This is a genomic window from Pseudomonadota bacterium (genome assembly GCA_022361155.1).
Taxonomy (GTDB): domain Bacteria; phylum Myxococcota_A; class Polyangia; order Polyangiales; family JAKSBK01; genus JAKSBK01.
This window is the reverse complement of record JAKSBK010000298.1, coordinates 1-2450: the sequence shown is the minus strand read 5'-3', so window position 1 is coordinate 2450 and position 2450 is coordinate 1. Positions and strand designations below refer to the sequence as shown.

Here is a 2450-nt window from a genome sequence, read left to right as displayed (position 1 = left end):
GCTAGTACCTCGCCACAGGAATCCTGATCGTTTGGCCCCAGCCCTGGCGCCCGCTGGCGGCGTTGGGACCTCCTCGAATATGCGCTGCACAGCATCGAAATGAACCGCAGTCTTCGTCGGTCCGCCTTGCCAGCGAGCCCCACTGCAGGCCCCAACCAACCAGGATTCCTGTGGCGAGGCACTAGGTGTTAAGCTCGAGGCCAATCTTGGTAGGCTCCGTGAAACTCGCACAACCGCGCACGAAGGCACTGGTCTTAATCTGCCTATGCGCCGCAGGGGCCTGCGGGGGGAACCGCTACGGGTACGCGCGCACCTACGAGCCGATAGGGGACGAGCGGGACTGGCTCGAGCGCGCCGAGACCGTCGGTTACGAGCAGGTGCGACGCAATCCGGAGACCAGCAAGGATCGGCTGCTCAGCTGGTTCGGGCTGGTCACGAAGATCGAGAGCTCGGGCCCCAAGGCACGGGCCACGATGACACTGCGCCTGCACCAGGCCCGGCATCTGTGCGCAGGCGAGTCTTCCAGCTCTTGCCGTGTGACCGTCTCGGAAAAGGCCATGGGCCCGTTTACGGCGTTGCTCGACATGCGCCCCGAGGATGCGAAAGGCCGCCAGCGCATCTGGGGCGGCTCCCTGCTGCGGGTCTATGGAAGACCCACGGGTGAGTTCGATGATCAGGGAGGGCCTATCGTCGCGGTCAGCTACTACCGCCACTGGCCTCTGGGCACCTACGTCACGACCGGCGCGCGCCGCGTCTTGCGTCGCTAGAAACGGCCGGTCAGGGACAGGAAGGTCATCTTGTCGTTGGTGTCTCGCAAGCGCCCGGTGAGCACACGCACCATGTTCCACAAGATCTCGTAGGCGATGTCTCTATCGAGCAGAAGCAGCTCCTCGAAGGCATCTCGTCTGAGCGCGAGCAGGCGACAGGGCTCCTGAACGCGAGCGTCCGCGCTACGGGCCGCGTCGTCGAAAAGAGACATCTCTCCGAACGCCTCGCCCGGTCCGAGCACAGCCAGCGCCTCTTCACCCATGCCTGGCATCTGGCGTGAAACGCGGACCTTGCCCTCGAGAATCAAGTACAGCCGATCCCCTGGCTCGCCCTCGCGAAATACGAATGCATCGGGTGCATGGCTTTCCTCGGTCGCGATCGACGCGATGCGGTCCAAGCCTTCGTCGCGAATGCCCTCGAAGAGTCTGTGCGATTGCAGCGCCGAACGAAGCAGTTGCATCCCGGGCATCCTACTGCCTTGACCGGCATTAGACGAGCGCCGGCTAGCCGGCCAACTGGCCCAACATCCAGGCGCAGCCGAGCGCGGCGTAGATGCCGAGCACGTAACCCGAGATGCCCATGAGGACGCCCACCGGGGCCAGGGCGGGGTGGTAGACGCCGGCGACCACGGGTGCGCTCGCAGCGCCGCCGATGTTGGCCATGCTGCCGGTGGCGACAAAGAAGAGGGGGGCGCGCGCAAGTCGCGCGACCCCGAACAGGATCGTCACGTGAATGCCGATCCAGATCAGACCCGCGAGCATGAAGAGCGGCGTCTGCAGCACGGCCCGCAGGTCGGCTTTGGCACCGATGGCTGCAACGAGCAGGTAGAGCGCCATGAAACCAACCGTGGATGCGCCGGCCCGCTCCAGCTTGCGCACGGGAGTGAAGGAAAGGACGAGCCCACCCGTCACCACGATGAGCACGGTCCAGGTGGTTTTGCTGATGATGGTGGGCTCGCCCAGGGATGGCATCAGCTGCCCGGCGCAGACCGAGACAATTGCGCCCCCGAATCCCAGCCCCACGATCAGGGCGAAGTCCTTGAGCTCCACGGGCCGGCGATGCGCCTCGAGCTCGCTCAGGTGCTGGCTGAGCTCGTCCAGAGCGTCGGTGTCGGCACCCGTGCGCCGGTCGTAGCGCTGCTGAAAGGCGCTCAAGAACAGCAGAACACCCATCCATCCGTACCCCACCACCGTGTCCACCACGATGATCGGGCCCAGGATCGAGTCGGGCGTGCCCACGCTGGCCGCGATCGCCATCATGTTGGCGCTTCCGCCGATCCAGCTTCCGGAGAGCGCGGCCAGACCGGTCCACGCCTGCTCGGGCAGCCAGCTGCCGACGGCCAGGAACGCGATCGGTCCGCCGATCACGATGCCGGCTGTACCGGCCAGCATCATCACGAGCGCCATCCAGCCCATCTTGGCGATGGCCGCAAGGTCGATGCTGATGACCAGGAGCAGCAGGGCGACCGGCAGCAAGTAGCGCGCGATCCAGTCGTATGCCGGCGAGGCGAGGGGCGTGATGCCGAAGGCGGTCGACAAGGTCGGAATGAAATAGGCGTAGATCAGGGGGGGCGTGACCGTGAACAGCTTCCTGAGCGCCGGCAGTCCGCTGGCCCAGAACACGAGGGCAAGCACGCCGCTGAGGTATGCGAAGATCAGGTTTGGGTCGGACAGCAGCGCGCT

3 protein-coding genes are annotated in these 2450 nt (G+C 65.6%); 1 reads left to right on the top strand and 2 read right to left on the bottom strand.

All coding sequences use genetic code 11. The features are described 5' to 3' along the window. Positions 1–218 precede the first annotated feature (218 nt). Positions 219–767: a hypothetical protein gene (locus MJD61_11500; protein MCG8555893.1), complete on the top strand. Its 549-nt coding sequence runs from the start codon at positions 219–221 to the stop codon at positions 765–767. Here MJD61_11500 and MJD61_11495 read toward each other — a convergent pair. Then, positions 764–1228, bottom strand: coding sequence for a cyclic nucleotide-binding domain-containing protein (locus MJD61_11495; GenBank protein MCG8555892.1), 465 nt, complete (start codon positions 1226–1228; stop codon positions 764–766). The genes MJD61_11500 and MJD61_11495 overlap by 4 nt on opposite strands. A 43-nt stretch (positions 1229–1271) precedes the next feature. Beyond that, on the bottom strand, positions 1272–2450 hold a 1179-nt coding region (locus tag MJD61_11490; GenBank protein MCG8555891.1), incomplete at its 5' end, for a DUF819 family protein.